Origin of the sequence: Pseudomonas sp. SWRI99 (genome assembly GCF_014270125.1) — a bacterium.
Classification (GTDB): domain Bacteria; phylum Pseudomonadota; class Gammaproteobacteria; order Pseudomonadales; family Pseudomonadaceae; genus Aquipseudomonas; species Aquipseudomonas hamedanensis.
On sequence record NZ_JABWQR010000014.1, the window covers coordinates 51,142 to 76,030 of the forward strand.

At 60.7% G+C, this 24,889-nt stretch carries 22 protein-coding genes; 10 read left to right on the forward strand and 12 right to left on the reverse strand.

Annotated features, from left to right (window positions below):
- Positions 1-337 precede the first annotated feature (337 nt).
- From pepN to HU743_RS13395, 6 genes are read right to left on the reverse strand one after another with little or no spacing between them, the layout of a single operon-like run.
- Positions 338-2,995 (reverse strand): aminopeptidase N, encoded by a 2,658-nt coding sequence (pepN, locus tag HU743_RS13370; RefSeq protein WP_186649080.1) that lies wholly within the window; start codon positions 2,993-2,995, stop codon positions 338-340.
- Between the two features lie 10 nt (positions 2,996-3,005).
- Positions 3,006-3,836: a DUF2797 domain-containing protein gene (locus HU743_RS13375; RefSeq protein ID WP_186649082.1), complete on the reverse strand. Its 831-nt coding sequence runs from the start codon at positions 3,834-3,836 to the stop codon at positions 3,006-3,008.
- Positions 3,833-4,093, reverse strand: coding sequence for a DUF1315 family protein (locus tag HU743_RS13380; protein ID WP_016774215.1), 261 nt, complete (start codon positions 4,091-4,093; stop codon positions 3,833-3,835). The genes HU743_RS13375 and HU743_RS13380 overlap by 4 nt, the downstream gene beginning before the upstream one ends.
- 35 nt (positions 4,094-4,128) lie before the next feature.
- Positions 4,129-4,998, reverse strand: a complete 870-nt coding sequence (locus HU743_RS13385; RefSeq protein WP_186649086.1) for a rhomboid family intramembrane serine protease — start codon at positions 4,996-4,998, stop codon at positions 4,129-4,131.
- Entirely contained in the window at positions 4,995-5,966 is a 972-nt protein-coding gene (locus HU743_RS13390) for a metallophosphoesterase (RefSeq protein ID WP_186621457.1), read from the reverse strand. The genes HU743_RS13385 and HU743_RS13390 overlap by 4 nt, the downstream gene beginning before the upstream one ends.
- Positions 5,966-6,856, reverse strand: a complete 891-nt coding sequence (locus tag HU743_RS13395) for an NAD(+) kinase (RefSeq protein ID WP_003224174.1) — start codon at positions 6,854-6,856, stop codon at positions 5,966-5,968. The genes HU743_RS13390 and HU743_RS13395 overlap by 1 nt, the downstream gene beginning before the upstream one ends.
- Before the next feature lie 115 nt (positions 6,857-6,971).
- Here HU743_RS13395 and HU743_RS13400 point away from each other — a divergent pair, with 115 nt between their 5' ends.
- The gene (locus HU743_RS13400) at positions 6,972-7,922 is read left to right on the forward strand and encodes a DUF1853 family protein (protein ID WP_186649087.1); all 951 of its coding nucleotides are present in this window, start codon (positions 6,972-6,974) and stop codon (positions 7,920-7,922) included.
- Between the two features lie 104 nt (positions 7,923-8,026).
- On the opposite strand, the gene HU743_RS13405 is transcribed toward HU743_RS13400, so the two are convergent.
- Both HU743_RS13405 and HU743_RS13410 read right to left on the reverse strand, forming a co-directional pair.
- Positions 8,027-9,310, reverse strand: a complete 1,284-nt coding sequence (locus tag HU743_RS13405; protein WP_186621462.1) for an arsenic transporter — start codon at positions 9,308-9,310, stop codon at positions 8,027-8,029.
- Between the two features lie 188 nt (positions 9,311-9,498).
- Positions 9,499-10,056 carry an NAD(P)H-dependent oxidoreductase gene (locus HU743_RS13410; RefSeq protein ID WP_186649089.1) on the reverse strand — a complete coding sequence of 186 codons (558 nt, stop codon included), beginning with the start codon at positions 10,054-10,056 and terminating at the stop codon, positions 9,499-9,501.
- 183 nt (positions 10,057-10,239) lie between these two features.
- On the opposite strand from HU743_RS13410, the gene HU743_RS13415 reads away from it, so the two are divergent.
- Both HU743_RS13415 and HU743_RS13420 read left to right on the forward strand, forming a co-directional pair.
- The gene (locus HU743_RS13415; protein ID WP_186621464.1) at positions 10,240-10,470 is read left to right on the forward strand and encodes a hypothetical protein; all 231 of its coding nucleotides are present in this window, start codon (positions 10,240-10,242) and stop codon (positions 10,468-10,470) included.
- Between the two features lie 85 nt (positions 10,471-10,555).
- The gene (locus HU743_RS13420) at positions 10,556-11,449 is read left to right on the forward strand and encodes a LysR family transcriptional regulator (protein WP_186649091.1); all 894 of its coding nucleotides are present in this window, start codon (positions 10,556-10,558) and stop codon (positions 11,447-11,449) included.
- On the opposite strand, the gene HU743_RS13425 is transcribed toward HU743_RS13420, so the two are convergent.
- The 4 genes from HU743_RS13425 to HU743_RS13440 all read right to left on the reverse strand — a co-directional run bounded on the left by HU743_RS13425 (position 11,415) and on the right by HU743_RS13440 (position 14,728).
- Positions 11,415-12,029 (reverse strand): GNAT family N-acetyltransferase, encoded by a 615-nt coding sequence (locus HU743_RS13425; protein ID WP_186548025.1) that lies wholly within the window; start codon positions 12,027-12,029, stop codon positions 11,415-11,417. The genes HU743_RS13420 and HU743_RS13425 overlap by 35 nt on opposite strands.
- A 398-nt stretch (positions 12,030-12,427) precedes the next feature.
- On the reverse strand, positions 12,428-13,186 hold the full coding sequence (gene dnaQ, locus HU743_RS13430) for a DNA polymerase III subunit epsilon (protein ID WP_186621466.1): 759 nt from the start codon (positions 13,184-13,186) through the stop codon (positions 12,428-12,430).
- Between the two features lie 222 nt (positions 13,187-13,408).
- Entirely contained in the window at positions 13,409-13,879 is a 471-nt protein-coding gene (gene rnhA / locus HU743_RS13435) for a ribonuclease HI (RefSeq protein WP_007910572.1), read from the reverse strand.
- 90 nt (positions 13,880-13,969) lie between these two features.
- Positions 13,970-14,728: a methyltransferase domain-containing protein gene (locus HU743_RS13440; protein WP_186548029.1), complete on the reverse strand. Its 759-nt coding sequence runs from the start codon at positions 14,726-14,728 to the stop codon at positions 13,970-13,972.
- 66 nt (positions 14,729-14,794) lie between these two features.
- On the opposite strand from HU743_RS13440, the gene gloB reads away from it, so the two are divergent.
- The 7 genes from gloB (at position 14,795) to HU743_RS13475 (ending at position 24,887) form a co-directional block, all read left to right on the forward strand.
- Entirely contained in the window at positions 14,795-15,562 is a 768-nt protein-coding gene (gloB, locus tag HU743_RS13445) for a hydroxyacylglutathione hydrolase (RefSeq protein WP_186649093.1), read from the forward strand.
- Between the two features lie 99 nt (positions 15,563-15,661).
- A complete protein-coding gene (locus tag HU743_RS13450; protein ID WP_186649095.1) occupies positions 15,662-17,125 on the forward strand; it encodes a transglycosylase SLT domain-containing protein in 1,464 nt (487 codons plus the stop codon).
- Between the two features lie 380 nt (positions 17,126-17,505).
- The gene (locus HU743_RS13455; protein ID WP_186649097.1) at positions 17,506-19,338 is read left to right on the forward strand and encodes an extracellular solute-binding protein; all 1,833 of its coding nucleotides are present in this window, start codon (positions 17,506-17,508) and stop codon (positions 19,336-19,338) included.
- The gene (locus tag HU743_RS13460; RefSeq protein WP_186548038.1) at positions 19,335-21,176 is read left to right on the forward strand and encodes an extracellular solute-binding protein; all 1,842 of its coding nucleotides are present in this window, start codon (positions 19,335-19,337) and stop codon (positions 21,174-21,176) included. Before HU743_RS13455 ends, HU743_RS13460 begins: the two co-directional genes overlap by 4 nt.
- A gap of 4 nt (positions 21,177-21,180) precedes the next feature.
- Positions 21,181-22,254, forward strand: coding sequence for a microcin C ABC transporter permease YejB (locus HU743_RS13465; RefSeq protein ID WP_186548040.1), 1,074 nt, complete (start codon positions 21,181-21,183; stop codon positions 22,252-22,254).
- A 1-nt stretch (position 22,255) separates the two neighbouring features.
- Positions 22,256-23,275: an ABC transporter permease gene (locus HU743_RS13470; protein ID WP_007910587.1), complete on the forward strand. Its 1,020-nt coding sequence runs from the start codon at positions 22,256-22,258 to the stop codon at positions 23,273-23,275.
- Between the two features lies 1 nt (position 23,276).
- A complete protein-coding gene (locus HU743_RS13475) occupies positions 23,277-24,887 on the forward strand; it encodes an ABC transporter ATP-binding protein (protein ID WP_186649099.1) in 1,611 nt (536 codons plus the stop codon).
- Positions 24,888-24,889: the final 2 nt, after the last annotated feature.

The following is a 24,889-nucleotide window of genomic DNA, read 5'->3' on the forward strand; positions in this document are numbered from 1 at the left end:
GAAACGCAACCTCTGTAGGAGTGAGCCTGCTCGCGATCGCGGTGTGTCAGACACTGAAATATGACTGATACAACGCCATCGCGAGCAGGCTCACTCCCACATTGGATCGGTGTGTTAACACGATTCTGAGTACACCGCTAAAAACTGGGAGTGGGCTCGCTCACGAAGAGGGTGTGTCAGGCAACGAATTCGTTGGATGACACACCGCATTCGCGAGCAAGCTCGCTCCCACAATAGGTTTTGCGTGTTGTCGCGATTCCGAGTACACCGCTCCCACCATAGGATTTATGGGCTGTCGCGAATCTGAATACCACCAGCCCACAGATTGGCCTAGGCGTTACGCCAGGCTTTTGCTCACTACTTCATAGACGTCGCTCGACAGCTGACCCGATGCCAGAATCCGCTCCAGCTCACCCTTCATCAGCGCCTGACGCGCGCTGTCGTATTTGCGCCAGCGGGTCAGCGGGGCCAGTTGGCGCGAGGCGATCTGCGGGTTGAAGCCGTTCAGCTCGATCACCAGATCCGCCAGGAAGCGATAGCCAGAGCCGTCCGCCGCATGGAAGTTGATCAGGTTCTGCCCGGCAAACGCGCCGATCAGTGCACGCACCTTGTTCGGGTTCTTGATGTTGAACGCCGGGTGCTGCATCAACGCCTTCACCCGCTCCAGACCGCCCGGCAAGGTGCTACCGGCCTGCACGCTGAACCACTGGTCCATGACCAGCGGGTTGTCCTTGAAGTGCTCGGCGAAACTCGCCAGCGCCAAAGCTTTCTGTTCTTCGAACGGCGAGTTGACCAGCACCGCCAGCGCAGTCAGGCGCTCGGTCATGTTGTCGGCGTTTTCGAACTGTTCCAGCGCAGCCGCAAGGACTTCCGGCTTGCCGCTGAGCATCAGGTACGACAGGGTGATGTTCTGCAACGCACGACGGGCGAAGTGCTCGGCCTCGGCCACGTATGGGGTTTTCTTCGACAGGTCGCGGTTGGCCTGATAACGCAGCCACAACGCCTCGAACAGACCTTCAGCCAATTGCTTGCGGGCGAATTCGCGAGCGATATGGATCGCCTCGACGTCGGCCACTTCGCTGATTTCGGTGAGATACGCCTCACCCGGCAGAGAGAGCATTTCTGCGACCATCGCCTGATCCAGCGACTCGTCGGACAGCACCGTGCGCAGCGCCGAGACCAGACGCGGGTCGAGCGTCAGGGTCTCGCCCTTCTGCTGTTGGCCGATCAGCTCTTGTAGCACCTGCACCGCCAGTTGCTGGCCGGCGTCCCAGCGGTTGAAGCCATCGCTGTCGTGCTGCATCAGGAACATCAACTGATCGCGGTTGTACGGGAAGCTCAGTTTCACCGGCGCCGAGAACCCGCGCAGCAGCGATGGCAGCGGTTGCTCGTTGATATCGACGAAGGTGAAGGTCTGTTCTGCTTCGGTCACCGAGATAACCCGAGTGGTGCCCTGGGCGGCGGCTTCACCGCTCAGACGCAGGGCCATCTCGTTGCCCTGGCTATCGAGCAGACCCAGCTCCACTGGAATCACAAACGGCAGCTTCTCGACTTTGTCCGGGGTTGCCGGGCAGCTCTGGCGGAAGGTCAGGCTATAAGTCTTGGCAGCGGCGTCATAGGACTCGCTCACCGCCAGACGTGGCGTACCGGCCTGGCTGTACCAGCGCTTGAACTGGGTCAGGTCGACACCGTTGGCATCTTCCATGGCCTTGACGAAGTCATCGCAGGTAACGGCCTGGCCGTCGTGGCGTTCAAAGTACAGATCGCTGCCTTTGCGGAAGCCTTCGGCGCCCAGCAAGGTGTGGATCATGCCGACTACTTCCGAACCTTTTTCGTACACGGTCAGGGTGTAGAAGTTGGAAATCTCGATGAAGCTGTCCGGGCGCACGGCGTGGGCCATGGGGCCGGCATCTTCGGCGAACTGGTGGGTGCGCAGGTACGCGACATCCTGAATGCGCTTGACCGTGGCCGAGTTCATGTCCGAGGAGAAACCGGCGTCGCGGAACACCGTGAAGCCTTCCTTGAGCGACAGCTGGAACCAGTCGCGGCAGGTCACGCGGTTGCCCGACCAGTTGTGGAAATATTCGTGAGCGACGATTGCTTCGACCCGCTGGTGCGCGGCGTCGGTGGCGGTTTCGGCGCGGGCCAGCACGGCGCTGGAGTTAAAGATGTTGAGGCCCTTGTTCTCCATTGCGCCCATGTTGAAATCGTTCACGGCCACGATCATGAAAATGTCCAGATCGTACTCGCGACCATAAACCTCTTCGTCCCAGCGCATGGATTTCTTCAGGCTGTTCATCGCGTGCTGGCACTTGTCGATGTTTTCCGGCTCGACGTAAATACGCAGCGCGACGTTGCGCTGACTCATGGTGGTGAAGGTGTCTTCGACACACCACAAATCACCGGCGACCAGCGCGAACAGGTACGCCGGTTTCTTGAACGGGTCTTCCCAGGTCGCCCAGTGCCGGCCGTCTTCACCGGGGCCGGAAGCGATCGGGTTGCCGTTGGAGAGCAGCACCGGGTAGCTGTGCTGTTCGGCGACCACCGTGGTGGTGAACTTGCTCATCACGTCCGGACGGTCGAGGTAATAGGTGATCTTGCGGAAACCTTCGGCCTCGCACTGGGTGCAGAACATCGTGCCGGATTTGTACAGGCCCTCCAGCGCGGTGTTGGTTTCCGGGTGGATGCGCACGCTGGTGTCAAGCGTGAAGGTTTCGCTGGTCGGCTGCAAAGTCAGGTGGCTGTCGGACACCTGGTAGTCAGCGGCGCTCAGCTCCTGGTCTGCGAGCGTTACCGAGAGCAGCTCCAGTTGCTGGCCGTCGAGCACCAGCGGCGGCAGGCCCGCGCCGCGCTCGGGGTTGCGGCGCATCACCAGTTGCGCGTGGACCAGGCTGTGGTCCTCGAACAACTCGAAGGTCAGGTGCGTTTCGTCGATCAGGTACTCGGGCGCCTGATAGTCCTTGAGGTAAATCATCTTCGGTTGGTCGGTGCGCATGCTGGAGTCCTTATTGATGCACGGCGAGCTGGTAAGCCGTGTATTTACGAATGTTGATCACGCCGGTGTCAAAGATCAGGTACTGGCCCTTGATCCCCAGCAGCGTGCCTTCGGCAATCGGGTTCTTGTCCAGGTTGAAGCTGACGATTTTCGCCGGGTATTGCTCGACGGGATAGCGGATTTCCAGCGGTTCGACATCGGCAATCGTCTGAATCGCCTGTAGGCCGAATCGCTCCTGTAAACCTTGAAGGCCTTCGGCGCAGCTTTCGAACAACTGATCGCGCACCTGCGCCAGATCCACCGCCGCTGCATCGCCCTTGAGCAAGGCGCGCCAGTTGGTCTTGTCCGCCACCTGACTGCGGAACAGGTCTTCTACAAAACCCGATTGCTGCCGCGTGGACACGCGCATGATCGGCAAGGCCTGACTCGCCCCTTGATCGAGCCAGCGCGTCGGCAACTGCGTTGCACGGGTGATGCCAACCTTGATCCCCGACGAGTTGGCCAGGTAAACCACGTGATCGGTCATGCAGAACTGCTCGCCCCACGCCGGATCGCGACAGGTGCCGGCGTCAAAGTGGCAGCGCTCCGGGCTCATGATGCACAGGTCGCACTGCGCCAGTTTGGTCATGCAAGGGTAGCAATAGCCCTGACTGAAGCTGGTTTTGGTCTTGCGCCCGCAATGGGTGCAATGGATTGCCCCCAGATATTCCAGACGCAGCGTGCTGCCGATCAACGGATTGACCGGCACCTCGACGTCGTCCAGACGAAACGCGTACTGCACGTTCGACCCGTCCAGGCGCGCCGACATTTTGCTGATTGCACCGCGGCCAATCTCGATCAATGGATGGCATCCGACTTGAACAGAATGTTCGGCACTTCGATCGACTTCGACGCACACTCTTGCGGACCCATGTAACCGGTGCGCTGATCTTCAGGCAGGTTCTGGATTTCCCAGGCAATCATCGCCTGCAACGACAGCTCGCGCTGCTCGGCGGTGAGTTTGTTGCCGTCGGACCATTTGCCGATTTCCACGGCCAGTTTCAGGCTTTCGTAGATGTCCGGGGTGATGTTGTTGATCATGTCGTTGAAAGAGGACATCAGGGGTCTCCGTGCTCTTTACTGAAACAAAAAATTTAGACGACCAGTTTACGGCGGTTATACAAACCGCCCAACAAACCGGTGAAGCATCCGATGAGTAACCCGCTCAAGTGTGCGGCGTTGGCAATCTGGCCGAAACCGATCAGCGAGATCAGCCCGGACATGCACACCAGCAGCCACACCAGCATCATCACCAGCACGCCGCGCGGCAGGCGATAGGCCGGGTTCGGCGCCAGCAGCTGGAAAATCCAGCAATGCCCGAGCAAGCCGTAGAGCACGCCGGACAGACCGCCAAACAGGGTCGGGCCGCTCCAGACGAACTGCGCATAGTTGGACACCAGGCTGAACAGCAACGTCAGGCCGATCAAATTGATGCTGCCCTGGCGCGATTCGATGCGCCGCCCCAGTTCCCAGTACCACATGCCGTTCATGGCCAGGTGGAGGATGCCGAAATGGATCAGCATCGGCGTGATCAGCCGCCACCACTGCCCCGCCGCCAGACTGTCAGCCAATGGGGTGAACTGGATGTACTCACCGATCACGCGAAAATCGAGGAAGGTCAACCAGCGCAGCGTTTCGAGGTTCTCGCCGAGAAAGGTCAGACCGCCGACAATCAGGCTCAACAGCAGAATGAAACCGGTGGCCCGGGCGTGTTTCAGTTGTTCGGCGAAGCCCGGACGCTTGAGGGTCTGGCCCAGCGGAATGTCCAGTTGCTGATCGGGATCGCCGGCCGGGAAGCGTTCGTACAGCGAACGCACATCTTCGCTGATTTCAGCCGGCGCCCACAGCACCTGCTCGCCCGCCTCCTCGCTGACCCGATGCGGGACTTGCATGCGTTGCAGGAGTTTGACGAAGCCGCTCAGGTCCACCGCCAGGGGCAGGCGCAATACCGCTACCGCACTCATTGCAGCACCTCCGGCCGCTCGACATCGACCCAGACAAATTTATCTGGATCAAGGCGGGTTTCCTGATCCAGACGATAAGCGACCAGTTTGCCGTAGAGCACCGCGCTGTAATCCAGGCAGGCGAGGTTCGGACGGATCGGCGCCGGTTGACCGCTGCGCCAGTAGTGGCCGACGAACAGCAATGGCTCGTCGACGCCATAACGCAGCAGGGCATTCTTTTCCGTTGAGGACAGCGGCGTCTGCGCCACCGGTTCCGGCAGGGCATCGGGCTGGAAGACGATGTCACCGTAGGTTTTCGGGTCGTCTTCCCAGAACTTGGTGCGGAAGAACGCACGCACCAGACCGTCGCCACTGGTCATGGTCAGGCCGCCCGGCAGGCGCATGTCCGTGCCGCGCAGCAAACGATCGAACACGGTGCAGGCGAAGCTGCCGGGAACCGCCGAGGCCTGCAGGAAATGTTCATCGACGCAGCCGTCGGGAAACAACGCGCGCAACGGCTCGATCAGACCGGCATCCCAGCACGCGTGCACGACCCGGAAACGTCCGGCATCGATGAACAATGGCAGCTCATAGAACCATTGTTGAAAGTCATGCCAGTCACCCGGATGGTCTTCGAATTGGCTCAGCGTTTCGTGCAGCAGGCGGGCATGGCGCGGCGTGTGTTCACGAACGAATTGCTTGCCACTGCCCGGTGGCGCCGGGGTGCTCCAGCCCAGGGCGTTGAATTCGTGGTTGCCCATGATGCACAAGGCCTGACCGGCCTGGACCATGTCATGAACGATGTGCAGCGCCTCGCGGATTCGCGGGCCACGGTCGATGATGTCGCCGACGAACACGGCCATGCGCGATGGATGCCGCCAGACCCCGCCCTGCTTGTGATAACCGAGACGGTCAAGCAAGTGCTCCAGGGTCAGGGCGCATCCGTGCACGTCACCGATCAGGTCGTAACTGCGCGCGGGATCGAGCATCAGTCGCCTCCGCCCCCCAACTTGCTGCCCCAGCCGAGCTTGGTACGGCAGACTTCATAATAGTTGTGGTCGAGTGGATGGATCAGCCGCAATTTCTGCGCTTTTTTACTGACGGTGATGGTGTCGCCCGGCGCGCAGGTGAAATGGTTCTGCCCGTCGCAGGAGACTTGCGGGTAAATCTGCATGTTTTTCGACACGACGATTTTCAGCTCACTGTTGCCATCGACCACAATCGGCCTGCTCGACAACATATGGGGGTACATCGGCACAATCACAATGGCGTCGAGCTTGGGGTGCATGATCGGGCCACCCGCCGACAGCGCGTAAGCGGTGGACCCGGTGGGCGTGGCGACGATCAGGCCGTCGGCCTTCTGGCTGCAGACGAACTGACCGTCGATATACAGCTCGAATTCGATCATCCGCGTCGATTTGCCGGGATGCAGCACGACATCGTTCAGCGCATCGCCCTGGCCGATGGCCTCGGCGTGGCGGCGGACTTCGGCTTGCAGCAGGAAGCGGTTTTCCACCAGATAATGGCCGTCGAGCACCTTGGCGACTTCGACTTCCAGTTCATCCGGGCGAATGTCGGTGAGAAAACCGAGGCTGCCACGGTTGATCCCCAGCACCGGAATATTATGCTTGGCCAGGGCGCGGGCGGCGCCAAGCAGGCTGCCGTCACCGCCGACAACGATGACCATGTCGCAGACCTCGCCGAGCATCTTGCGTGACGACGTTTGCAGGCCATGGCCCGGCAGGACTTCAGCAATGGTGTCTTCGAGAATCACGTGCAGATGCCGGTCGAGCAGAAACCGTTTCAGTCGGCGGACGGTATCCAGCACTTGGGAACTGCCCAGGCGACCGATGATGCCGATATTACGAAATTGCTCCATGGGACCTCTGCGGACAATCGAAAACGCGAAAAGCACGATTATGGGCGAAAGCGCCAGATAGACAAAATCCTTTCAGCCTCAAGGGTGTGCTCAGGTTTAAGGCTATGCTCGCAAGATGATCCTGTTTCCCGATTTGCTTCAGCTCCCTCATCAACTGCGCCATCCGGAGGTGCGCGACCTGGCGTGGGTGATCCTCGCCCCGCCGATGCTCGCCGCTACGCCCTGGCCGCAGCGCCACCCACTGGCCGGAAGTGATTGGGTGCAAGACCCGCCACGCCTGGAACACTGGCTGCGCCAACTCGACCGTGACAGTTACGGCTTGCTGCACTGGTTGTCGCAGGCCCGGACAAGGCGTCTGGGCCTGTATTACGAACGCTTGTGGCAGTTTGCGGTGGAGCATGCGCCCGGCATCGAGCTGATCGCCGCCAACCTGCCAATTCGGCGCGCCGGCCACACCCTCGGCGAGCTGGACATGCTGCTGCGTGACCGCGACGGCGTGCATCATCTGGAACTGGCGATCAAGCTCTACCTCGGCCCGCAAAACGGCGACGGCCATGATCCGGCGCAATGGCTGGGGCCGGGCTGCCATGACCGGCTGGATCGCAAACTGGCGCATCTGGCCGCGCACCAACTGCCGATTTCGGCGCGCCCGGAAAGCCGCGAAGTGCTGGCGACGCTGGATATCGAGACGTTCAGCGCGCATTTGTGGCTCGGCGGTTATCTGTTGTATCCATGGCCGGGACAGTCTGCGCCCCCGCAGGGCGCACACCCGCAGCATCTGCGTGGCAACTGGTTGCATCAGAAGGATTGGCCGGCGTTTGTCGCGCAACGTCCGGCCGGGCGCTGGCAACCGCTGCCGCGTCATGCCTGGCTGGCGCCAGCGCATTATCCGGCTGATCAGGTCTGGACAGCGGAACAGTTGCGTCTGTGGCTGGCGGACTTGTCGCCGCTGGCTCCGGCGCAATTGCTGGTGCGCCTGAGCGAAAATGCGCAGGGCGACTGGGAAGAGGCAGAGCGGTTGTTTCTGGTGTCGGATCTTTGGCCGAATGTGCCTGGTCAACCCTGAGATTTGTGATGCCTGGACCACCGCCATCGCGAGCAGGCTCACTCCTACAGGGGATCGTATTTCAATTGTAGGAGTGAGCCTGCTCGCGATGGAGTCACCTCGGTCTACAGCGAAAGCCGCAGCGCCAGCGCCGCCAAGGTCACCAACAACACCGGCACCGTCAACACGATCCCGACCTTGAAGTAATAACCCCAACCAATATGGATGCCCTTGCGTTCCAGCACGTGCAGCCACAACAACGTTGCCAGACTGCCAATCGGCGTAATCTTCGGCCCCAGATCGCTGCCGATCACGTTGGCGTAAATCATCGCTTCCTTGATCACCCCGCTGGCCTGGCTGGCATCGATCGACAGCAAGCCGATCAGCACCGTCGGCAAATTGTTCATGATCGACGACAGCAGCGCCGTCAGCACGCCGGTGCCCATGGCCGCGCCCCACACGCCGTGGCTGGCGAAGACATCCAGCCATCCGGCGAGATAACCGGTGAGCCCGGCATTGCGCAGGCCGTAGACCACCAGATACATGCCCAACGAGAAAATCACGATCTGCCAGGGCGCTTCTTTCATCACTTTGCGCGTGGAGATCTTGTGACCCCGTGCGGCGATGCCCAACAGCAGCGCGGCGCACACCGCGGAAATGGCGCTGATCGGAATGCCCAGCGGTTCGAGGGCGAAGCAGCCGATCAGCAGGATTGCCAATACCGCCCAACCGGCATAGAACGTCGCCTTGTCGTGAATCGCGGTGTGCGGGTTTTCCAGCTGCTCAGGGTCGTAGGCCGCTGGAATATCGCGGCGAAAAAACCACAACAACATGCCCAACGTCGCCGCCACGCTGACAAAGTTCACCGGCACCATTACCGCGGCATAGCGATTGAAACCAATGTGAAAGAAGTCCGCCGAAACGATGTTGACCAGGTTCGACACCACCAACGGCAGGCTCGCGGTGTCGGCAATAAACCCGGCGCCCATGACAAAGGCCAGCGTCGCCGCCGGGGAAAAGCGCAGCGCCAGCAGCATCGAAATCACGATGGGCGTGAGGATCAGCGCCGCGCCGTCATTGGCGAACAATGCCGACACCAGTGCACCCAGCAGCACCATGAAGGCAAACAGCTTACGCCCGCTGCCCCGCCCCCACCGTGCTACATGCAGCGCCGCCCACGCGAAAAACCCGGCCTCGTCGAGCAGCAGGCTGATGATGATCAGCGCCACGAACGTGCCGGTGGCGTTCCAGATGATTTGCCAGACCAGCGGGATATCCGTCAGGTGGACGACGCCAAAGATCAATGCCAGCACAGCGCCCAGGGTCGCACTCCAGCCGACGCCAAGGCCTTTGGGCTGCCAGATCACAAGGGTAATGGTCAGCAGGAAAATCAGTGACGCAGCGAGCATTCGCAGAAGCCTTGTTCAAATGTAGTTTTTAGAGCGTTCAGGATACCTGTGGCGAGGGAGCTTGCTCCCGCTCGGCTGCGCAGCAGTCGCAAGTCCATCGCACACGGTGTGCCAGTAAGAATGCAGAGGGGCCCGCTTCGCGACCCAGCGGGAGCAAGCTCCCTCGCCACAAGGTTTCTCAGGCTGGCCTATTTTTTGTGTTGCTCGACGAACAGGCCGTACGCGTCGATGAATTTCTGCAGAAACGGCTTGACCGATTCGCTCAGCTGGCCCGCCTCGTCAAACGCAGTGCCGGCCCCGCCCAGATAGGCTTCCGGCTGTTGCAGGCAGTGAATATCGAGAAAGACGAACGTCTGGCGCAGGTGCTGGTTGGCGCCGAAACCACCGATGGCGCCTGGCGAGACGCTGATCACCGCGCCGGGCTTGCCGCTCCAGGCGCTCTTGCCATATGGGCGGGAACCGACGTCGATGGCGTTCTTCAATGGCGCCGGGATCGAGCGGTTGTACTCGGGGGTAACAAAGAGCACCGCGTCGGATGACGCCACTTTCTGACGGAAAGTGCTGTAGGCTGCGGGCGGGGAATCGCCGTCGATGTCTTCGTTGTACAGCGGCAGATCACCGATTTCGACAATCTCCAGTTTGAGATTGGCCGGGGCCAGTTCCGCCAGGGCCAGGGCGACTTTGCGATTGATCGATGCTTTGCGCAGGCTACCGACCACTACAGCGACGTTGTAGACATTGCTCATGGAAGACTCTCGAAGGTCCGTGGGAGGAGCCGGTAGTTATAGATGATCCGGTGACGATTCCACCAGCAGTCATTGGATTTTCCTGCGCGTGAAATATTTTTTTCCGGCAGGAAAACTTACCAAGCTTGACAGCGGTCTACCAAGCCGCAAATCAAGCGTTTTATCTCCAGAGGTTCTAAGCAGATGGCAGCAGTACTCGTCGGTCAGTTTCATGCAAGAGATGCGGAAGGCCGCGTTTATTCCGTGCATGAATTCCAGGAATCGAATCCGTCTGCAGACGGTTCCACTGGCTCGGAGCCCATTTACAGACTGGCTATTGGTGACCGTGTCAACAAAGTCAGCGAGAGCGAGTTTATCCTGGTTCAGTCAGGTATCACCCTGATCCGCGAACCTGAGCCGATCGCCGCTCAATAACCGACGGTTATGAGCAGAAGTCTTGAATGCAGACTTGGGGTAGGATTCAGCCTCTGACCCCACCTGCTGAACATGGACTTCACGCATGCGTTTACGCCATATCGAAGTGATTCATGCGCTCTTGCAGACCGGTCATCTGGGCACCGCCGCCGAATGGCTGCAATTGCCAGTGACCGAAATCGAAGAGCGCTTGCGCGAAGCCGAGAGCCAGTTGGGGTTCATGCTGTTCGCCAGCGTTCGCGGGCGCCTGCAATCGACCCCGGAAGCCCGGGCCTTGCAGGTGGAGATCGCGCACATTTATGAAGCGCTGGAACCGGTGCAGCGTCTGGCCAACAGCCTGAAGCAGTACCTCGCCCCGCCCTTGCGCATCATCGGCACCCCGCCGCTGACCCAACAACTCTTGCCACAAAGCCTCGCCGCCCTGCGCCGACGTCTGCCCGACGCACCTTGCAGCCTGCTCAGTGCGCCGACCCGCGACATTGTTCGCAGCCTGTTGTTGCGCGAAAGCGATCTGGGCCTGAGCCTGCACGACCCCGAGCATCCCGATATCGACTGCCAACCCCTGGCGCAGGGCAAGCTGCAATTGCTCGCGCCGCACGGCTGGCTGCAGCCGAAGCAGAAATATGTCTCTGTGCAGGATCTGGCCGGACAGTCCATGGTCGGCCTCGAAGGTCAGGATCCGTTGAGCCCGGCGCTGGAACACAAGCTCCAGGCCTTGCGCCCGGCACCCAGCGTCCAGATCCGCGTGCAAACCCACCAAATGATGCGCAGCATGGTCGAGGCTGGCGAAGGGCTGGCCATCGTCGACCCGTTCACCGCGTTAGGCGCGCGCGCCGGCGGGCTGGACGTCTGCCCGTTGTCGCCCGCCGTGCCGATCAGCCTATACGCCCTGACCTTCAAGCACGCCGTGCCGTCGGCAGCGATTCAGACGCTGCTGGGCATCGTCACGGAACAAGCCGAGGCGATGCTGTCGGGCTGAGCGGGTTTTCCAGCGGATTGTCGAACAGGCGATACCAGAACAAGGCCACTTCGGCGGTGTGCGGATCGATGCCGCGATAGCGCAACTGGTCGATGCCACCCATCACGTAACCGCACCGCTCGTACAACCGACAGGCGCCGAGGTTGTTGTTCTGGGTTTCGAGCATGATGCCTGGGAGCTTCTTCTTGCGGCTCCAGAACTGCGCGACATCCAGCAACGCCTTGGCCACGCCGTGACGCCGCGCCGGGGCGTGAACCGCCAGTTCGTCGATGTGCGCAAAGCCGTTCCAGTTGGTGCTGATCACCAGGTGCCCGACCGGCTCATCGTCCAGCCAGGCCATGAAAATCGCACTGTCGGGCGCGTTGTGAAAGGCGCTGAATTCCTCAGGGTCGATCCCGTAGCATTTGCGGTACGGCACGATGGGCGTCACTGGCCACTGCTCGACCGGCTTGCCGATCTGCGCCGCGCCATACGCCGCGACCTCGAAACTGAAGTCACTGCCCCAGATATACGGCGCAAAGCCTTCGTCGGCTACACGCACCGACAACCCAGGGTATTTCGGATTCATGACCGGTTGCATACTGGGAAAAGTCCTCATTCCTTGACGCAGCCGACAGTGTCGACCTTGATGTCGCGATGGATGATCGCCAGCGTAAATTTCAAATCTGTGTACATGAAGCTCAATATCCTGAAGCGGCAGGTTTGCACCCGACCCGTGCACTCAGGGTAGAGGGTTGCAGCGGATGTGGCGAGGGTGGCCAGTTGGCTTCATCGATGGAAACCGCGGCGCGCTGGCAAGTATCGCTCAGCTTTCGTGGCGAGGGAGCTTGCTTGCGCCGGGATGCGGAGCAGCCCTTTGCTTACTTTCAGACGAACCGGATTCAGCGTGTTTGCGACTGCTTCGCAGCCGAGCGGGAGCGAGCTCTCTCGCCACAGGGGACGTCGAGGGGGAGCAAGCTCCCTCGCCACAGCGACGTGTTACGCCTGAGCGTCAGCCTCGGCAATCTGCGTCCACAGCGCCGGCCCGCCGGCAGACTTGGCGATGATCTCCAGCCGCGCCAGATGTGCGGCCAGTTCTTCCTCGGTGGCACGAATGATTCGCGCGGGCTGGCGATCAGTCGGCAGGCGACGGATTTCCGTGGCCGAGTTGTCTGCGCCCTCACCCGTGCCATTGCCGTCGGAGGCGTTGCCGGCCAGTGACAGGCTGGTCTGGCCGCCGGTCATGGTCAGGTAGACATCGGCAAGAATCTCCGAGTCGAGCAAGGCGCCGTGCAGTTCCCGACCGGAGTTATCGACGCCATAGCGTTTGCACAACGCATCGAGGCTGTTGCGCTGCCCCGGGTGGCGTTCCCGGGCCATCATCAAGGTGTCGAGGATGGTGCAATGCTGGGTGATGTCAGCGCGGTCGTGCTGACCCATCAAGGCGAATTCGTTGTTGATGAAGCCAACGTCGAACGCCGCGTTATGAATGATCAACTGCGCGCCTTTGATGAACTCGAAGAATTCATCCGCGACTTCAGCAAACCGCGGCTTGCCGACGAGAAATTCGTTGGTGATGCCGTGAACGCCGATGGCGCCTTCGTCACTCTCGCGATCCGGTTGCAGGTAAACGTGAAAATGCCGGCCCGTCAGGCGCCGACCGATCAGTTCGACGCAACCGATTTCAATGATCCGGTGACCATCGGTCACCGGCATGCCGGTGGTTTCGGTATCGAGTACAACGGATCTGGTGGCCATCAGGTGCTCAGCTCTCAACGGGTCTATCGGGCAAAAACGCGGATGTTAACACGCTCGGCGGGGTGTTTCAGTCAGACCGAGGCGCGCCCTTCGCGAGCAGGCTCGCTCCCACATTGGAATGAATTCCAATTCAAGGAAGAAGCAGAATCGGATCTGGAATGCATTTCCCTGTGGGAGCGAGCCTGCTCGCGAATGGGCGCGCCACTGTTTTTTCAGAAAAACTCAGCTCTGCTTGTACCCGCGAACCTCATCCACGCCACGGTTGGCCAACTGGTCGGCCCGCTCATTGCCGTGATGGCCAATGTGCCCGCGTACCCATTTCCAGGTGACTTTGTGGCGGTTGACCTGCTCGTCCAGCTCTTTCCACAGATCGGCGTTCTTCACTGGCTCTTTTGCGGCGGTTTTCCAGCCGCGCTTTTTCCAGTTCGCCATCCACTCGTTGATGCCCTTCATCACGTATTGCGAGTCGGTCACCAGCAGCACTTCGCACGGCCGCTTCAAGGCTTCGAGGCCACGGATGGCGCCGAGCAGTTCCATGCGGTTGTTGGTGGTGTTGGCTTCGCCGCCCCACAATTCCTTCTCGACGCCCTTGCACACCAGCAAAGCGCCCCAGCCGCCGGGGCCGGGATTGCCCTTGCAGGCGCCGTCGGTGAACAGTTCTACGGTGTCGACGCTTTCAACGCTTTCGCTCATGCCAGCCTTTCCAGAAAAATGCCTGTCTTGCCAATCACGGATCGACAATGACCGAGGCCGGGACAAGCCCGGCCACAAATAAAAGAAGGTTTACGGTTCGATGTGGCGACGATTGACCTTGGCCATCGGCAGCGGAATCAGCTTGCCCATCGGCTCGCGGCGCTCCTGGCGCAATGGCCTGAGTCCGACCACAATCTTGCGCGCGACCAATAAATAGAAACCGCCGCCCGACAACTGCCAGCCACCGGCCTTGCGTTCCCAGCCGGCCAGACGGTTCTGCCACTTGGGCGACGCGAGCGGCGGACGATAGCATCCGAAGCGGCGTTTCTCCAGCGCGAAGCCCAGCAGATTCAACCAGTCGGCAACCCGTGACGGCGAGATGCAGCGCGCCTTGCGCAGGGCGTCGTGGGCGAAGACATGACGCAGCCCCCAGGTGCTCCACGGATTGATGCCGATGATCAGCAAATGCCCGCCGGGCCGTACGCTGCTCGCCGCTTCACGCAGTAAACCATGGGGCGACAGGCAGAAATCCAGGCCATGCTGCATCACCACCACGTCGGCGGCGTGTTCGCTCAACGGCCAGGCCTGCTCCTCGCAGACAATCTCGACCCCCGGCAACGGCGCACCCAGGCGTACGTTGCGCTGCACCTGCGGCGCGGCCGGCGGGGTTTCGGCGGACGGGCCGTAATGCACAAGATAGCCGCCAAAGAACCTGCCCAGCTCGTCGTCGAGCATGCGCCGCTCTTCATCCAGCAGAAATTGCCCGAGCGGACCCGCCAGCCATTCACGGGCGGCGCTGATCAATGCCAGCCAGTCGGGATCGGCCTGAGCGAACGCTTTATCGGTCATGTCATTCTCCAACGCGCCAGGAACCTCTAAGATGCGCCAATGTTTTCCGCTTGGCGAATTCCGACGATGATACAGATCAGTGCCCTGCCCGCGTTCACCGATAACTACATCTGGTTGTTACAGGATCATCAGACCCAGCGCTGCGCAGTGGTCGATCCGGGCGATGCCGCCCCGGTGCAGGCATGGCTCGAGGCCCATCCGGGCTGGACGTTGAGCGATATCCTGATCACCCACCATCATCATGATCACGTCGGCGGCGTCGAACGACTGAAAGCGGCCAGCGGCGCGACCGTCTACGGGCCGGCCAGCGAGCGCATACCCGGGCGCGACGTGGCGCTCAACGACAACGATACGGTCAATGTGCTCGGCTGGGACTTCGCCGTGTACGCGGTACCCGGTCACACCCTGGGACACATTGCCTATTACCACCACGGCCTGCTGTTCTGCGGTGACACCCTGTTCGCCGCCGGTTGCGGTCGGTTGTTCGAGGGTACGCCTGCGCAAATGCACCACTCGCTCGACCGCCTCGCCGCCTTGCCTGAAGATACGCTGGTTTACTGCACCCATGAATACACCTTGAGCAACCTGAAGTTTGCTGCGGCGGTGGAACCGGGCAATCGGCACATTGCCGCCCGTCTGGAAAAAGTCAGCCAGCAACGACAAAACGGCGTCATGACCCTGCCCTCGACCCTGGCCCTGGAAAAGCTCACGAATCCGTTTTTACGCACTTCTGAAACATTGGTTACACAAAAAGTGGACGAACGGGAAGGCGCTCAAAACCGGGCGCCGAGTGAGGTATTTGCGGCATTGCGAGCATGGAAAGACACGTTCTGAGGAGCGCACCGGCTACCGCGAAAATTCTCAATGGTTGACCGCAGGGGGTGCGCTTTCTAGAATCGCCCGACATTTTTGCCCGGAACTTACTTCCAGCCAATGTCGTCATCCATACGTAAGTCCGCCCAATCAGATGCATTGACCCGCCTGGCGCAAGCCATCGCGGTGGCTGTGTCCGCCACGCTGGCGGGCTGTTCCAGCCATGCTCCGCAGACTGAAGCGACGCATACGCCGAACATTGCTGCGCGAGCCAAGCAGAAGCCGATCTGGCTGACTGAAAAGCCCAGCCCACAGATTCCCCAGGACATCTGGGAACGCATGCGCCAGGGCTTCCAGTTGCAGGAAGGCCTTGGCGTGAACCCGCGCATCGAGCAGCAGCGCCTGTGGTTCGCCAGTAACCCCTCTTTCCTCGAGAATGCCGGCGAACGCGGCAGTCTCTATATTCATTACATCGTCGAACGCCTCGAAGAGCGCAACATGCCGCTGGAGCTGGCCTTGCTGCCAGTGATCGAGAGCGCCTACAACCCGATGGCCTATTCCCGGGCCAATGCGGTGGGCCTGTGGCAGTTCATTCCGTCCACCGGGCGTTACTTCAACCTGCGCCAGACCCGCTTCTACGATGGCCGTCGCGATATCACCGCCTCGACCACCGCGGCAATGGATTACCTGACCCGCCTGCACGATATGTTCAACGGCGACTGGCTGCTGGCCCTGGCGGCCTACAACGCCGGTGAAGGCACTGTCAGCCGCGCCATCGAGCGCAACGAGAAGCTCGGCCTGCCGACCGACTACTGGAACCTGCCGTTGCCGGCGGAAACCCAGGCGTACGTGCCGAAACTGCTGGCGCTGTCGCAAGTGGTGCTGGCGCCGGAAGCCTATGGCGTGAACCTCAACCCGATCGCCAACGAACCCTATTTCCAGGTCGTCGAAATCAACCAGCGCATGGACCTGTCCAAGGTCGCTGCCGTGGCCAACATCGACGAAGACGAACTGTTCCAGCTCAACCCGGCGTTCAAGCAGCGCACCACCATCGACGGCCCGCAGCATTTGCTGGTGCCGACGTCGAAGGCGCAATTGCTCACCGCCAGCCTGCAGACCATGCGTCCGGACGAGCTGATCAGCCCGCGCTCGCTGAAGCCGGTGTTCGAAGGTGCCGATCCGTCCGAGGTTGCCCAGCTCAAGCGCGCTTATCGGGTCAAGCGTGGCGATAACCTGGGTTCCATCGCCAAGGCCAACAAGGTTGAAGTGAAAGACCTGCAACGCTGGAACAAGCTGACCGGCAAGAACCTCAAGGTCGGCCAGACCCTGGTCATGCAGGACAACACCCAGCGTACGCCGACGCGCAAGTCCGGCCGGGTCAACACCGTGATCGCGGCCAACAGCAAGACCAAAGGCAAGGCCGAGAGCAAGCAGCAGACCCAATACAAGGTCAAGCGCGGCGACACTCTGTATGTGGTGGCCAAGCGGTTCAACGTCGAGATGCAACACCTCAAGCGCTGGAACCCGGGTGCGGGCAAGGCGTTGAAGCCTGGGCAGATGCTCACGGTGTATCAACCGCATTGATTGAAAAGCCCCTGAATTCAGGGGCTTTTTTATTGCCAGAATCCCTTGTGGCGAGGGAGCTTGCTCCCGCTGGGGCGCGAAGCGGCCCTCTACACGTTTCCAGGCAAATCCCATGCACCGGTTTTGCGCCTGCTTCGCAGCCGAGCGGGAGCAAGCTCCCTCGCCACAGTCAGCTCATCAAGCAAGCTCCCCTCACAGTCAGCTCATCGAGCAAGCTCCCTCCACAGTCAGCTCATCGAGCAAGCTCCCTCCGCAGTCAGCTCACCGTCCACCGCATTCCCACCACAATTACCGGTGCATCAAGCCGCTATCTTTTTCCTGTCCAGACAAGCTGTTACTGTACGGCCCACAAAGCCCGAGCCGCCTGGATCAGATCTGACTTGAAGCGTCCCCTCCTCCTGCTGCTGATCAGCCTGGCCTTGAGCTCACCCGCAAGCGCGACGATTACCGAGAGCCACGGTTATGCGCAATTCGGCACGCTCAAGTACCCGGCCAGATTTACCCACTTCGACTGGGTCAACCCGCAAGCGCCCAAGGGCGGTACGTTGCGGGTAATGGCGTTCGGCACCTTCGATACGGTCAACCCCTACACGTTCAAGGGCACCAGCCCAGTCACCACAGCGAATTTCCTCCAGTACGGCATCAACGAGCTGAACGAGCCGCTGATGGTTGGCACCGGGCAGTATTCGCCCTCCGGCGATGAACCGGCGTCCAGCTATGGCTTGATCGCGCAATCGGTGGAGTACAGCGAGGATCGCAGCTGGGTGGTGTTCAACCTGCGTCCCGAGGCGCGTTTTCACGACGGCACGCCGATTACCGCCTACGACGTGGCGTTTTCCTATCGCCTGCTGCTCAAGGACGGCCATCCGCTGTACCGCACCGCCCTGCAGGAAGTGCTGCGGGTCGACATTCTCAACAAACAGCGCATTCGCTTCGTGTTCAAGCGCTCGGGCAATCCGCTATTGATCCTGCGCCTGGGCGAGTTGCCGGTGCTGCCTCAGCATTACTGGAAGGATCGCGACTTCAAGGCCACCACCTTCGAGCCGCCGCTGGGCAGCGGGCCATATCGCATCACCTCGGTCACACCGGGACGCCAGTTGATTTTCGAACGGGTCAAGGATAACTGGGGCAAGGACTTGCCGGTCAATCGCGGCAAGTACAATTTCGATCGCATGGACGTCGAGTTCTACCGCGACAGCGACGTGGCCTTCGAAGCCTTCAAGGCCGGTGAGTTCGACATTTACATCGAGCATCAGGCCAAGAACTGGGTCAATGGTTACAACTTTCCGGCCATCCGCCGCGGCGAGGTGATCAAGGCGCAGATTCCTCATCGGATCCCGACCCAGAGTCAGGGCCTGTTCATGAACACCCGCCGCGCGACCTTTGCCGACGTCAAGACTCGCGAAGCGCTGGGTCTGATGTTCGATTTCGAGTGGACCAACCGCGCGTTGTTCAGCGATGCCTATAAACGCAGCACCAGTTATTACCCCAACAGCGAATTCAGCGCCAGCGGCCTGCCGGTCGGGCATGAATGGCTGATGCTCAAGCCGTACAAGGATCAGCTCCCGGCCAAGCTGTTCACCGAGCCGTTTACACTGCCGCAGACCGACGGCCGCGGCATCCCGCGCGAAAGCATGCGCAAGGCGTTGGCACTGCTCGCCGAAGCCGGCTGGAAGCTCAACGGTCAACGCCTGCAAAACGCGCACGGCCAACCACTGCGCTTCGAGCTGTTGCTGGTCAATCCGAACCTGGAGCGCCTCTACCAGCCGTATATCGAAAATCTCAACAGCATCGGCATCGACGCGCGCCTGCGCACCGTCGATCGCGCGCAATACAAACAGCGCCTCGATCAATTCGATTTCGACATGGTCTCGATGACCCTCGGCCAGACCTTAAGCCCCGGTCTGGAGCAATGGCAGTACTTCCACTCCAGCCAGGTCGGGGTCAAGGGCAGCAAGAATTACGCGGGCATCGCCAACCCGGTGGTCGATCACCTGCTCGAACAGTTGCTCGCCGCGCGCACCCGCGACGAGCAGGTCGCCGCCGGCAAGGCGCTCGACCGTGTGCTGCTCTGGCAGCATTACAGCATTCCCAACTGGTACCTCAATTATCACCGTCTGGCCTACCGTAACCGGTTGGCCTTTGTCACCACGCCGCCCTATACCCTGGGCCTGAGCGCGTGGTGGCTGAAGTCTCCGGAGAAAGATCGATGAGCCCTATCCGCGCCCTGCTCGTGCAGGCCAGCGGCTTGCTGTTCGCCGGGCTGGCCTGTGCCGCCCCGCAACACGCCGTGACCCTGTACAACGAGCCGCCGAAATACCCCGCCGATTTCAAGCATTTCGATTACGTGAACCCCGATGCGCCCAAGGGCGGCGTGTTCCGTCAGGCCGGGTTCGGCGGCTTCGACAGCCTCAATCCGTTCATCAGCAAAGGCGTGCCCGCCGATGACATCGGGCAGATCTACGACACCCTGACCAGGCACAGCCTCGACGAACCGTTTACCGAATACGGCCTGATCGCCAGCAAGATCGAGAAAGCCCCGGACAACAGTTGGGTGCGCTTCTATCTGCGCCCCGAAGCGCGCTTCCACGACGGCCACCCGGTGCGTGCCGAGGACGTGGTGTTCAGCTTCCAGACGCTGACCAAAGAAGGTTCACCGATGTTTCGCGGCTATTACAGCGATGTCGCCGAAGCCGTCGCCGAAGACCCGCTCAAAGTCCTGTTCAAGTTCAAGCACAGCAACAACCGCGAACTGCCGCTGATCCTCGGTCAGTTGCCGGTCCTGCCGAAACACTGGTGGGCCAGTCGAGACTTCAACAAGGGCAATCTGGAAATCCCGCTGGGCAGCGGCCCGTACAAGGTCACCGAGGTGAAGGCCGGGCGTTCGGTGCGTTATGAGCGGGTCAAGGATTATTGGGGCAAGGACCTTCCGGTCAACCGTGGCTTCTACAACTTCGACACGATGACCACCGATTACTACCGCGACAATACCGTCGCCCTCGAAGCCTTGAAGGCCGGGCAGTTCGATTACTGGCTGGAAATGGCAGCAAAAAACTGGGCCAACGCCTATAACGTTCCCGCCGTCACCGAGGGCCGCTTGATCAAGGAGTTGATCCCCAACAGCAACCCGACCGGCATGCAGGGTTTCGTCTTCAACCTGCGCCGCCCGGTGTTTCAGGATGTGCGCGTGCGTCAGGCGCTCGGTCTGCTGTTCGATTTCGAATGGACCAACAAGCAACTGTTCAACGGCGCCTACGTGCGCACCCGCAGTTATTTCGAGAACTCGGAAATGGCCGCCACCGGCCTGCCCGACGCCGAGCAACGGGCGATCCTCGAGCCGTTCCGCAGCAAACTGCCGGCGCAGGTGTTCAGCGAAGCCTTTGAGAATCCGAAAACCGACGCCAGCGGCATGATCCGCGCCCAGCAACGCGAGGCCTACCAACTGCTGCAAGAGGCCGGCTGGAAGATCGTCGACGATAAGATGGTCGACGCCACCGGCAAACCGGTGGTGATTGAGTTTCTCCTCGCCCAGACCGAATTCGAACGCGTGCTGCTGCCGTTCAAACGCAACCTCAGCGACCTCGGTATCGATTTGGTGATCCGCCGCGTTGACGTTTCGCAGTACATCAACCGTGTGCGCTCGCGAGACTTCGACATGATGGTCGGCAGCTTCCCGCAGTCCAACTCACCCGGTAACGAGCAGCGCGAATACTGGATGAGCGCCGCCGCCGACAAATCCAGCAGCCGCAACAGCATGGGCCTGAAGGATCCGATCGTCGATCAACTGGTGGAAGACCTGATAAACGCCGACTCGCGCAAAAGTCTCGTAGCCCATGCCCGCGCGCTGGACCGCGTGCTGCAATGGGGCTATTACGTCGTGCCGAACTGGCACATCAAGAGCTGGCGCGTGGCGTACTGGAACCACATCGGCCACCCGAAAACCTCGCCCAAATACGACATTGGCATCAACACCTGGTGGGTCAAGCCTGACGCCAAGCCTGCCGTAGAAGTCGAAACCCAACTGCAAGCCGACCCTGCGGGCACGGAGTAATCAGATGCTGGCGTATATTTTTCGGCGACTGCTGCTGATCATCCCGACCCTGTTCGGCATTCTGCTGATCAACTTCGTGATCATCCAGGCCGCGCCCGGCGGGCCGGTCGAGCAGATGATCGCCAAGCTTGAAGGCTTCGAAGGCGCCACCAGCCGCATTGCCGGCGGCGGCGCCGAGGTGGCGGTGGCCGGCTCGTCCTATCGCGGCGCGCAAGGGCTGGACCCGGCGCTGATCAAGGAAATCGAGCACATGTACGGGTTCGACAAGTCGGCCCCGGAACGCCTGTGGATCATGGTCAAGAACTACGCGCAGCTGGATTTTGGCGACAGTTTCTTCCGCGACGCCAAGGTCATCGACCTGATCAAGGAGAAGATGCCGGTATCGATCTCGCTGGGGCTGTGGAGCACGCTGATCATGTACCTGGTGTCGATCCCGCTGGGGATCGCCAAGGCGACGCGGCACGGCAGCCACTTCGACGTCTGGACCAGCTCGGCGATCATCATCGGCTACGCGATCCCGGCGTTTCTGTTTGCCATCCTGCTGATCGTGGTGTTTGCCGGCGGCAGCTATCTGGACTGGTTTCCGCTGCGCGGCCTGACATCGAACAACTTCGACGAGCTGAGCCTGGGCGGCAAGATTCTCGACTACTTCTGGCACTTGGCATTGCCGGTGACCGCGCTGGTGATCGGCAACTTCGCGACCATGACGCTGCTGACCAAAAACAGCTTCCTCGATGAAATCAACAAACAGTACGTGGTCACCGCCAAAGCCAAAGGCCTGACCCGCCATCGCGTGCTGTACGGCCACGTGTTCCGCAACGCCATGCTGCTGGTGATTGCCGGTTTCCCTTCGGCATTCATCGGCATCTTCTTTACCGGCTCGTTGCTGGTGGAAGTGATTTTCTCCCTCGACGGCCTCGGCCTGATGAGTTTTGAAGCGGCGATCAACCGTGATTACCCGGTGGTGTTCGGCACCCTGTTCATCTTCACCCTGCTCGGGCTGGTGGTGAAACTGATCGGCGACCTCACCTATACCCTGGTCGATCCGCGCATCGACTTCGCAAGCCGGGAGCATTGAGATGAACCTGTCCCCTCTCAACCGCCGCCGCTTCGAACTGTTCAAGGCCAACAAGCGTGGCTGGTGGTCGCTGTGGCTGTTTCTGATCCTGTTCGGCCTGAGTCTGGGCGCCGAGCTGATCGCCAACGACAAACCGCTGGTCGTGCACTACGACAACAACTGGTACTTCCCGGCGATCAAGCGCTACCCGGAAACTGCCTTCGGCGGCGAATTCCCACTGGAAGCCAACTACAAAAGCCCGTACATCCGCGAACTGCTCAAGGCCAAGGATGCTTGGGTGTTGTGGGCGCCGATTCCCTACAGCTACCAGAGCATCAACTACGACCTGAAAGTCCCCGCGCCGGCACCGCCCTCGGCGGACAATCTGCTGGGCACCGACGATCAGGGCCGCGATGTGTTGGCGCGGGTGATTTACGGTTTCCGCATTTCGGTGCTGTTCGCCCTGACCCTGACCGTGCTCAGTTCGATCATCGGCGTGATTGCCGGTGCGCTTCAGGGCTTCTACGGCGGCTGGGTCGATCTGGCCGGGCAGCGTTTTCTGGAAATCTGGTCAGGGCTGCCGGTGTTGTACCTGCTGATCATCCTTGCCAGTTTCGTCCAGCCGAACTTCTGGTGGCTGCTGGGGATCATGCTGCTGTTCTCGTGGATGAGCCTGGTCGACGTGGTCCGCGCCGAGTTTCTGCGCGGTCGTAACCTTGAATACGTGCGCGCCGCCCGGGCGCTGGGCATGCAAAACGGCGCGATCATGTTCCGCCACATCCTGCCCAACGCCATGGTTTCGACCATGACCTTCATGCCGTTCATCCTCACCGGCGCCATCGGCACGCTCACTGCGCTGGACTTCCTCGGCTTCGGCTTGCCGGCCGGCAGTCCGTCGCTGGGCGAACTGGTCGCCCAAGGCAAATCCAACCTGCAAGCGCCGTGGCTGGGCATGAGTGCTTTTGCCGTGCTGGCGCTGATGTTGAGTTTGCTGGTGTTTATCGGCGAGTCTGCTCGCGATGCCTTCGACCCGAGGAAGTGAAATGAATCAGGACAATCTGATCGAAGTGCGCGACCTCGCCGTCGAGTTCGGTTTCGGCGAGCGCGTGCACCGCGTGGTCGAGAGCGTGAGTTTCGACATCAAGCGCGGTGAAACCCTGGCGCTGGTCGGCGAATCCGGCTCGGGCAAATCGGTGACGGCACATTCGATCCTGCGTTTACTGCCCTACCCGATCGCCCGCCATCCAGCCGGCAGCATCAATTACGCCGGGCAAAACCTGCTGGATCTGAGCGAAAAGACCCTGCGCCATATTCGCGGCAACCGCATCGCGATGATTTTCCAGGAGCCGATGACCTCGCTTAATCCGCTGCACTCGATCGAAAAGCAGATCAACGAAGTGCTCGGCATCCACAAGGGCCTCAGCGGCAAAGTCGCGACCAAACGCACTTTGGAACTGCTGGAGATGGTCGGCATCCCCGAGCCGCACAAACGCCTCAAGGCCCTGCCCCACGAATTGTCCGGCGGTCAGCGTCAGCGGGTGATGATCGCCATGGCCTTGGCCAACGAGCCGGAATTGTTGATTGCCGACGAACCGACCACTGCGCTGGATGTGACCGTTCAGCTGAAAATCCTCGATTTGCTCAAGGAACTTCAGGCTCGCCTGGGCATGTCGCTGCTACTGATCAGTCACGATTTGAACCTGGTGCGAAGAATTGCGCATCGCGTATGTGTCATGCAGCGCGGTTGCATCGTCGAACAGGCATCGTGCGCAGAGCTGTTCCGTTCGCCACAGCATCCGTACACTCGGGAATTGCTCGGCGCGGAGCCCAGCGGCGGCCCGGCGAGCAATGAAATCGGCGCGCCGCTGCTCGAAGTCGAGGACCTGAAAGTCTGGTTCCCGATCAAGAAAGGCCTGCTCAAGCGCACGGTGGATTACGTCAAGGCAGTGGACGGCATCAATTTCAGCCTGCCTCAGGGTCAAACCCTGGGGATTGTGGGCGAAAGCGGTTCCGGCAAGTCCACCCTGGGTTTGGCGATTTTGCGGCTGATTGGCAGCAAAGGCGCGATCCGCTTTGAAGGCAAGCAGCTAGACTGCCTGACGCAGAACGAGGTTCGCCCGTTGCGCCGGGAGATGCAGGTGGTGTTTCAGGACCCGTTTGGCAGCCTGAGCCCACGGATGTGCGTCAATGACATCGTTGGCGAAGGCCTGCGGATACACAAGATGGGCACCGCGACCGAACAGGAAGCGGCGATCATTGCGGCATTGAAGGAGGTAGGTCTGGATCCGGACACCCGGCACCGCTACCCCCACGAATTTTCCGGTGGGCAGCGGCAGCGAATTGCCATTGCCCGGGCCCTGGTGCTGAAACCGGCGCTGATCCTGCTGGACGAGCCGACGTCGGCCCTCGACCGCACGGTGCAGCGGCAAGTGGTGGAGCTGTTGCGTTCACTGCAAGCCAAGTACAACCTGACGTATTTGTTCATCAGCCATGACCTGGCTGTCGTCAAAGCGCTGAGCCACCAGTTGATGGTGGTCAAGCATGGCCAAGTGGTCGAACAGGGAGACGCGCAAAGTATCTTTGCCGCCCCCCAACATCCGTATACACAGCAGTTGCTGGAAGCCGCTTTTCTGGCACCAGCCACTGCGCAATAACC

Coding starts and splice junctions, on each gene's coding strand:
- rnhA (WP_007910572.1), bottom strand. CDS start 13,879: ATGAGCGAAAGCGTTGAAAGCGTCGACACCGTAGAACTGTTCACCGAC.
- HU743_RS13450 (WP_186649095.1), top strand. CDS start 15,662: ATGTCGTCATCCATACGTAAGTCCGCCCAATCAGATGCATTGACCCGC.
- HU743_RS13465 (WP_186548040.1), top strand. CDS start 21,181: ATGCTGGCGTATATTTTTCGGCGACTGCTGCTGATCATCCCGACCCTG.
- HU743_RS13405 (WP_186621462.1), bottom strand. CDS start 9,310: ATGCTCGCTGCGTCACTGATTTTCCTGCTGACCATTACCCTTGTGATC.
- HU743_RS13400 (WP_186649087.1), top strand. CDS start 6,972: ATGATCCTGTTTCCCGATTTGCTTCAGCTCCCTCATCAACTGCGCCAT.
- HU743_RS13475 (WP_186649099.1), top strand. CDS start 23,277: ATGAATCAGGACAATCTGATCGAAGTGCGCGACCTCGCCGTCGAGTTC.
- HU743_RS13415 (WP_186621464.1), top strand. CDS start 10,240: ATGGCAGCAGTACTCGTCGGTCAGTTTCATGCAAGAGATGCGGAAGGC.
- pepN (WP_186649080.1), bottom strand. CDS start 2,995: ATGCGCACCGACCAACCGAAGATGATTTACCTCAAGGACTATCAGGCG.
- gloB (WP_186649093.1), top strand. CDS start 14,795: ATGATACAGATCAGTGCCCTGCCCGCGTTCACCGATAACTACATCTGG.
- HU743_RS13425 (WP_186548025.1), bottom strand. CDS start 12,029: ATGCAACCGGTCATGAATCCGAAATACCCTGGGTTGTCGGTGCGTGTA.
- HU743_RS13410 (WP_186649089.1), bottom strand. CDS start 10,056: ATGAGCAATGTCTACAACGTCGCTGTAGTGGTCGGTAGCCTGCGCAAA.
- HU743_RS13385 (WP_186649086.1), bottom strand. CDS start 4,998: ATGAGTGCGGTAGCGGTATTGCGCCTGCCCCTGGCGGTGGACCTGAGC.
- HU743_RS13440 (WP_186548029.1), bottom strand. CDS start 14,728: ATGACCGATAAAGCGTTCGCTCAGGCCGATCCCGACTGGCTGGCATTG.
- HU743_RS13420 (WP_186649091.1), top strand. CDS start 10,556: ATGCGTTTACGCCATATCGAAGTGATTCATGCGCTCTTGCAGACCGGT.
- HU743_RS13395 (WP_003224174.1), bottom strand. CDS start 6,856: ATGGAGCAATTTCGTAATATCGGCATCATCGGTCGCCTGGGCAGTTCC.
- HU743_RS13380 (WP_016774215.1), bottom strand. CDS start 4,093: ATGTCCTCTTTCAACGACATGATCAACAACATCACCCCGGACATCTAC.
- HU743_RS13470 (WP_007910587.1), top strand. CDS start 22,256: ATGAACCTGTCCCCTCTCAACCGCCGCCGCTTCGAACTGTTCAAGGCC.
- HU743_RS13390 (WP_186621457.1), bottom strand. CDS start 5,966: ATGCTCGATCCCGCGCGCAGTTACGACCTGATCGGTGACGTGCACGGA.
- dnaQ (WP_186621466.1), bottom strand. CDS start 13,186: ATGGCCACCAGATCCGTTGTACTCGATACCGAAACCACCGGCATGCCG.
- HU743_RS13460 (WP_186548038.1), top strand. CDS start 19,335: ATGAGCCCTATCCGCGCCCTGCTCGTGCAGGCCAGCGGCTTGCTGTTC.